5 protein-coding genes and 1 pseudogene are annotated in these 7,500 nt (G+C 67.8%); 3 read left to right on the top strand and 3 right to left on the bottom strand.

Going from position 1 to position 7,500, the window contains the following annotated elements:
* Positions 1 to 1,361: pseudogene (locus tag AC36XV_RS02540) on the top strand (hypothetical protein); the annotation flags it as partial.
* Positions 1,358 to 2,485, top strand: a complete 1,128-nt coding sequence (locus tag AC36XV_RS02535; RefSeq protein ID WP_492202101.1) for a DmpA family aminopeptidase — start codon at positions 1,358 to 1,360, stop codon at positions 2,483 to 2,485. The pseudogene AC36XV_RS02540 and the gene AC36XV_RS02535, both read left to right, overlap by 4 nt.
* 14 nt (positions 2,486 to 2,499) lie before the next feature.
* Here AC36XV_RS02535 and AC36XV_RS02530 read toward each other — a convergent pair whose 3' ends face one another.
* Both AC36XV_RS02530 and nhaA read right to left on the bottom strand, forming a co-directional pair.
* Positions 2,500 to 3,249 carry a lysophospholipid acyltransferase family protein gene (locus AC36XV_RS02530; protein WP_492202100.1) on the bottom strand — a complete coding sequence of 250 codons (750 nt, stop codon included), beginning with the start codon at positions 3,247 to 3,249 and terminating at the stop codon, positions 2,500 to 2,502.
* A gap of 32 nt (positions 3,250 to 3,281) precedes the next feature.
* Positions 3,282 to 4,619, bottom strand: a complete 1,338-nt coding sequence (nhaA, locus tag AC36XV_RS02525) for a Na+/H+ antiporter NhaA (RefSeq protein ID WP_492202099.1) — start codon at positions 4,617 to 4,619, stop codon at positions 3,282 to 3,284.
* 178 nt (positions 4,620 to 4,797) lie between these two features.
* Here nhaA and AC36XV_RS02520 point away from each other — a divergent pair, with 178 nt between their 5' ends.
* The gene (locus AC36XV_RS02520) at positions 4,798 to 6,477 is read left to right on the top strand and encodes an electron transfer flavoprotein-ubiquinone oxidoreductase (RefSeq protein ID WP_492202098.1); all 1,680 of its coding nucleotides are present in this window, start codon (positions 4,798 to 4,800) and stop codon (positions 6,475 to 6,477) included.
* Positions 6,478 to 6,627: 150 nt separating this feature from the next.
* On the opposite strand, the gene AC36XV_RS02515 is transcribed toward AC36XV_RS02520, so the two are convergent.
* On the bottom strand, positions 6,628 to 7,500 hold an 873-nt coding region (locus AC36XV_RS02515; protein WP_492202097.1), incomplete at its 5' end, for a S46 family peptidase.

The raw sequence follows: 7,500 nt of genomic DNA, 5'->3' as shown, positions 1-7,500 counted from the left end.
TCGAGACGACGGACGCGGTCCAGCCGGAGCCTCCGCCGCGGCCGGAGCCGGAGCCCGCGCCCGAGCCGGAGCCCGCGCCGGAGCCCGCGGTAGAACCGGAGAGCTCCGGCGAAGCGGAACCTGTCTCTGGGCCGGGCGGGGCGTCCGAACCGGAGCCCGCGCCCGAGCCGGAGGAGGAGCCCGAGGACGCCGTTTTTGATTTCCCGCTTCTGGAGGACGAGGAGCCGGATCTGTCGACCGTGGACGCTGGGGATACGGAAGATCCGCAGTCCATCGCTGTCGGAGAAACCATCCCGATTCCGGATGAGTCGGAGCTCGACCTGCCGACCTTCGAGTCGGATGGCGTCGCGCACGATGACATCGAGGAGGCGAATGGCCTGGAGTCGCTCCCGGAACCGGCGTGGGATGAGGAGGACGTGGCCGATGTACCGGCGGCGCCATCCCTGGATGACGTGGACCTCGAGTCGTTCGTCATGGAGGTCGAGGGTGCGGATGTCGCAGGCCAGGTGGGGCAGATCTCCGATCGGGAAGACCTCGAGCCCGGGTGGGACGAGCCGGAGCCCGACGCGATGGACGAGTCGGTGGCCGGTGCGGTGGAGAAGCCCGAGCCCTATGCGGACATCGAGCCGGAGTTGGTCGAGGCGGGCGAGCCACAGGATGAGGTGGTACTCCCGATCATCGCGGAAGTCGAGCGGACGAGCGAACCGCCGCTTCCGGAGGCAGGGGTTGAGTCCGGGAGGATCGAAGAGCCGTCCGAGACCACCGAATCCGTGGAAGAGTTCGAGGACTCGCCCGAGTCGGAGCTCCCGCCGACGGTCCCGGGCAGGAAGGCGGCCTTCCCGAGACGGTCGCTGGTGCTGGCGACCGTTCTCGCCGGTGCCGCCATCGTCGCCGGCGTGTTGCTCTTCGGACTTCCTTCCGGGGCGGATTCCGGCTCAGAAGTGGATCTTGGAGCGCCAGCTGCCGCGCCGGGAGGTCAGGAGGCTGCCCAGGACATGCCGACTCCGGTGGAGCCCGCCGGTGGGGGACAGGCGGTCGAGCCGGTCGCGCCGGCGCCGGCGGACTCGACTCCGGCGCCGGCCACCGCTGCGGACATGGAGCGGTTGGGCGATTCGCTCCTCGAGTCGATCAGTCGATACTACGGCCGAGCGGTGGCCCGCGACGAAGGCGGGGCGACCTGCGCCGATCTTCAGGCGGCCTACGTGGAAGTCGAAGATCGATGGATCGCGTACAACGTCCAGGGAAGGGCCCGTTTCCCGGGGCGTCTGCCGGAGGATCTCTCGGTCCGGGACGAGCGGCTCTACTCGGGCGTTCAGGACGTCGAGCGGGAGTTCAACCGTTCGAACTGCGAACGCCCGTGACCTCGCGCGTGCTGCGGGTGGTCGCCATAGGCCTCATCCTCGGGTTGGGCTCGACGTGGATCCGAAGCGCACTCGGCCAGGAGTCCCGTCCGCGAGCCCGGGACGTCGGGATCGAGATCGGCGTCCTGGAGCCGGGCCCGTTGAACGCGATCACCGACGTGAGCGGGGTTCGCGTGGGGCACCGAACGGTCATCGAGGGCGACTCGATCCGCACCGGGGTCACGGCCATCCTGCCCCATTCGGGCGACCTGTTCGATGACAAGGTTCGCGGAGCGATCGTCGTCCGGAACGGATTCGGCAAGCTGGTCGGTCTCAGCCAGGTGAACGAGCTCGGGCAGATCGAGACCCCGATCCTGCTCACGGGCACTCTGAGCGTGTTTCGGGCCGCGGATGCCCTGCTGGACACGCTTCTCTCCGATGCTCGGCATACGGAGGTGCGGTCGATCAACCCGGTCGTCGGGGAAACGAACGACGGCTATCTGAGCGACATCCGGGCGCGGCCGATTCGTCCGGTTCACGTGCGGGAGGCCCTGCGAGTGGCATCCGCCGGGGCCGTGGACGAGGGATCGGTCGGGGCCGGGACCGGAACACGGGCGCTCGGCTGGAAGGGAGGCATCGGAACCGCGTCGCGTCGCGTCGCCGATACTTCCGGCGGGTATACGGTGGGCGTGCTCGTCCAGACGAACTTCGGCGGCCTCCTGACGATCGCGGGGGTTCCGGTCGGGCGTTGGCTGCGATCCGAGCCGGAGGGAAGCTCGAGGGACGATCGTGAGGGCGGCTCCGTGATGGTGGTCATCGCGACGGATGCTCCGCTCGGTCACCGCGAGCTGACCCGGGTCGCGGAGAGGGCGTTCACCGGAATCGCACGCACAGGGTCATGGATGTCTCACGGATCGGGAGACTACGCCATCGCGTTCTCCACCCATCGCGGTCCCGTCGATACGGTAGAAGGATCCATTCTCACCCCGCTCTTCGTGGCGACGGCGGAGGCCGTGGAAGAGGCCGTCATCAACTCTCTGTTTCGGGCGACGACCGTGGTGGGGTATCGGGGCCACCGGGCGGATGCGATACCGGTGCCGGAGGTGCTCGAGATCCTGACCGACATGGGCGCCGGAGAGGACTGACCGGCGATTCCGTCTCAGCCGCCGTCCGTCCGCCCGTTCGCGGACAGGGCGGATCGTGCCTCTTCGATCCTTTGCCGAACCTCCAGCCGGAGCGACTCCAGCTGCTCGCGGTCCAGCCCGACGGTCGGAATCGGGTCGAGGATCCTTACCACGACATCGGCGTTGCCGAACTTCATCGAACCCTTACGGATCGCCTCCCGTGTGCCGTGCACCGCCAGCGGGAGCAGCGGAACGCCCGTCTCGATCGCCAGCCGGAACGCGCCGTTTCGGAAAGGGAGCATCTCCGTGGTGGGGGACCGGGTGCCTTCGGGAAAGATCATCACGGAGGCTCCCCGTCGGAGCCACCGCTTCAGCCTGTCGTAGGAGTCGGCTCGGCTCCGGGCCTCGCTTCTCGTAACGGACACGTCTCCGGCCATTCGCATCATCTGGCCGAGGAAGGGCACGCGGAAGATCGAGGCCTTCGAGAGCCACTTCATGTCCCACGGAAGCCAGCCGATGAGAACGATGTCGGCCAGCGATTCGTGATTCGCGACGACGACGAACGGGTGGGCGCCTCGCGGCGGCACCTGGCCCTCGACTCTCACCTTCCAGAAGGGGTTGGCGAGAATCAGCATCCGGGCGCCGAACCGGAACGTCCGGCCGGCGATCCACCGGGGTCGGTCCCACCAGCCGGTCAGGAGCAGCGACAGGGCCACGACGGGGGTCCACAGGATGACGAAGACCTCCCACACGACCCAGACGAGAAACGAGATCGGGCCCCTCACGGCCGACGACTCACGGATGACTCATCACGGAGTCAATCGGCGGCACCGGGCGAGTCGGCCTGCTCCGGGCTCCGGGAGCGCAGCACCACGATGCCCGCGACCGCGGAGAGCAGGGAAGCGACGATGATCCCGATCTTCGCCAGGGCCAGAGCCTCTCCCTCCGAGAACGCGAGGGAGGCGATGAAGATCGACATCGTGAACCCGATGCCCGCCAGGAGCGATCCGCCCCACAGGGTGCTCCACCTCGCGCCTTCCGGGAGCACGCCGAGCCGGAGTCGTACCGCGAGCCAGGTGAGACCCGTGATTCCCACCTGCTTGCCGATGAACAGCCCGAGAATGATCCCCAGCGGCAGAGGATGGCCCAGAAGCTCCGCGGGGGCCACTCGTGGAATGGGAATCCCGGCGTTGGCGAACGCGAATACGGGCAGAACGAGAAAGGCGACCCAGGGGTGGATCGCATGCTCCATCCGGTACAGCGTGGCGGACGACTCGTGGGCTTCGTCGGCCAGCTCGGCGAGAGCATCCTCCCTCAGGTCCATGGCATCGAGCTCCGCGTCCCGGTCGGCTCCGCCCTCCTTCCGGGACTGGCTCGCCATGGCAGCCTGCAGCGACCGGTCGAACTCCTCGGACTGCCGCTCCGACTCCCGTCTGCGGCCCGCCGGGATCAGGGCGGCTGCCGCGACGCCGGCGATCGTGGCGTGAACTCCCGATTGATATACGAAGAACCAGATGAAGAGAATGGGCGCCACGTAGGCCAGCGGTCGTCGCACGCCGCCGCGGTTCAGGGCGAACAGGATCGCGAGCCCCGCCGCCGCCCAGCCGAGCGCCGCGAGGTCGATCTGGGCCGAGTAGAAGATCGCGATGACCAGGACGGCCATGAGGTCGTCGGCGATCGCGAGCGCGGTGACGAAGGTCTTCAGCCACAGGGGGGCCCGGCTGCCCAGCAGAGCGAGGATGGCCACAGCAAATGCGATGTCCGTCGCCATCGGAACGCCCCAGCCCGCGATGTACGGCCCTCCCCGGTTGATGACCCAGAAGAGCAGGGCAGGAAGCACGGCGCCCCCGACCGCGGCGACGACGGGAAGGGCCGCCCGGCGCAGCGAGGCCAGCTCTCCGAACAGGATCTCGCGCTTGATCTCGAGGCCCACGAGGAAGAAGAAGACCGCCATCAGGCCATCGTTGACCCAGTGGAGGAGCGACATCTTGAGCGACCATTCGCCGACGGTGAGGCCCGCGTAGGTGTGCAGCAGCGAATCGTACGCGTCCCAGAGGGGAGAATTCGCCACCAGCATGGCCACGGCGGCGGCGACCATCATCACGATGCCGCCGGCGGACTCGAGCTGGAGAAAGCGGACGATGGCGCGAGTCACTCCGGGTGACGTCTCCGTTGGTGCCTGATTCAAACTGATTCCTCCGTCTGCTGGCGTGGCGAATTCCGGTCGTTCTCCATGGGGCCCGGCAACGGTCCGACCGGCTGGACACCCCCCGGACGAACGCCCATTTTGCTCGACCGATGGGGACGACCGCAAGCACAGGAAGACGAAGCGCATGACCTCACCACCGCCTTCTGGCGACTCGTACATCGTGCCGCGCGCCTACCAGCCCGATCTACCGCAGGATCGGTTTCTCGTCGACGCGAAGCCCGGAGAAGACGCCGTTCCGCTCGACGTTCTGATCGTAGGGGGAGGCCCCGCCGGCCTCGCCTGCGCGATCGAACTGGCGCGTCTGGCGAAGGACGACTCGGAACGGACGGGCTCATCGGAGGGGCTGGAGATCGGGGTGCTGGAGAAGGCGTCGGCGCTGGGTGAGCACTGCCTGTCCGGGGCGGTGGTCAACCCCGCTCCCTTCTACGAGCTCTTTCCCGATACGCCGGTGAGTGAACTGCCCTTCCGGGGAGAGGTACCGAACGACCGCGTTTACCTGCTCACGGAGAACGGCAAGCGTCGGATCCCGACCCCTCCCACGATGCGCAATCACGGCAACTTCGTGGCGTCGATCTGCGAGATCGTGCAATGGATGGGCGCCCGGGCCGAGGAAGCCGGCGTGAATGTGTTCACGGGCTTCCCCGCCGATTCGCTCCTCATGGATGGGGGCCGCGTGCTCGGGGCGCGCACCACCCCGGCTGGGCTGAACCGGGACGGAAGCCCCGGCAGCGGTCACATGCCGGCCATGGACCTCGCCGCTTCGGTGACGGTCCTGTCGGAAGGATGCCGTGGACCGCTCAGCCAGGCCTGGCTGCGTCGGGAGGGGATCAGCTCGGACAACCCGCAGATCTTCGCGCTCGGGGTCAAGGAGCTGTGGCAGGTCGCCAGGCCGCTCGATCACGTGATCCACACGGTGGGCTGGCCCCTCCCTCGGGACGCGTTCGGAGGGAGCTGGATCTACCCGATGGGCGAGGACCTCGTCTCGCTCGGCCTCGTGGTGGGGCTCGACTACGGCCAGACGACGCTCGACGTGCACGAACTCCTTCAGGACATGAAGGGGCACCCGTTGTTGGACGATCTCCTGGCGGGAGGGGAGTGCGTCGAATGGGGGGCGCGCACGATCCCGGAAGGAGGGTTCTACTCCATTCCCGATCGGCTGCACGGAGATGGAGTGCTTCTCGTCGGAGATGCGGCCGGATTCGTGGATGTGCCGAGTCTCAAGGGCATTCACTACGCCATGCTTTCGGGCATCTATGCCGCACGCACGGCCTTCGAGGCTCTGAAGAAGGGCCGGACGGACCGATCGTCCCTCGCTCCCTATGAGACGATGGTCCGGGAGTCTTCGATCGCGGAGGACCTGTACCGAAGTCGCAACGTCCGGTTGGGGTTCAAGAGCGGCTTCTATCGGGGCGGCCTTCGTTCGATGATTTCGATCGCGACAGGCGGCCGATGGCCGGGCAAGAGGATCCCGGTAGAGGAGGACGCCGCGGAGCCGAAGCAGGTGACCGAGCCCCGCGAGCTCGTTCCGGATGGAGACCGCGCGCTGAGCAAGGTGGACGCGGTATTTCGCTCGGGGAACACGACCCGGGACGACATCCCTTCGCACCTCGTGGCGCCCGATTCGGTGCCGGCGGAGGTGCAACACCTGTACGAGCACATGTGTCCGGCCGGGGTCTACGAGGCCGGTCCGGATGGACTGGTGATCAACCCGCCGAATTGCATCGACTGCAAGGCCACCGACGTGCTCGGACCTCGGTGGTCACCGCGGGAGGGGGGAAGCGGCCCCGCCTACAAGCGGATGTAGCCGGGCGGCGGTCGTCCCCGGGGTCTCCCTGCGGCAGAGCCCCGGCAGCCACTCCTCGGGCTGTCGGGGCTCACGCGTTCCATCACACGGCCGCAGGGACGATGGGACACCGTGACCCGGGCAGCCGGGCCATGATGTCCCTTCCGGCCGCTAGTTCGAACCGCCGAGGAGCTCCTCGAGCAGCTCGACCGCCTCGTACACGTTCAGGAGGGCTTCGGTGATGCCCGCCGAGTGCACCGACACGGTCCGGCCGTTCTCGGCCGCGAACAGGAATTCGTTCGGGAAGGCCTCGACGTTGCCGTCGAAGGCGATGCCGACCCAGCGTGCCTCGCGGTCGATGACCGGACTCCCGCTGTTTCCACCGGTGATGTCGTTGGTGGAGACGAAGTTGAGGGGGACGCTCATGTCGACCTCGTCGACGGCCGCTTCGAAAGCGGGAGCGAGCGTCCACGGCATCTCGTTGTCGAACTCGGTCGCCCGCGCGTACAGGCCGTAGATCACGGTCTGAGCCGGCGCGTACGTCCCGTTGTAGTGATAGCGCTTCACCAGACCGTCCGTGATGCGGAGCGTGAACGTCGCATCGGGCGGAAGGTCGGTTCCGTACACGGCGAACAGGGCCGCTGCGAAGCGCTCGTTCTGAACCTCTTCGGACGCGTTCGCGGACTGCCAGGCCGCGCCGACGCCCTGCTGCTCCGCCTGCATTTCGAGGACAAGCCGGATCAACGGATCCGTGCTCGCCTGCAGCGCCTCCGCTCCGCCGGCGATCAGCGAGTCGCGGAAGGCGGCCTCGTCCACCCGGGAGGTATTGATCAGCCGGCTCGCCGCCGCCTCGGGCGTCTCACCCGGGCGGACGGCTCGAACGAGGGCGGCGTCGTCGGGGAGCCACTCCTGGGCCAGCGCCAGGCGTCCGGTGAGCATCCCCAGCGACTGATCCATGTGCATCTCACCCGGATCGCGGATCGCGCCTTCCAACTGATTCCAGTATTCCGGCCTCTGGCCCTCCGGAAGTGCCGACATCTGGAT

This window comes from Candidatus Benthicola sp. (assembly GCF_058719085.1).
The sequence above is the reverse complement of the archived record's forward strand: the minus strand, read 5'-3'. Positions and strand labels throughout refer to the sequence as shown.

Coding starts and splice junctions, on each gene's coding strand:
- AC36XV_RS02520 (WP_492202098.1), top strand. CDS start 4,798: ATGACCTCACCACCGCCTTCTGGCGACTCGTACATCGTGCCGCGCGCC.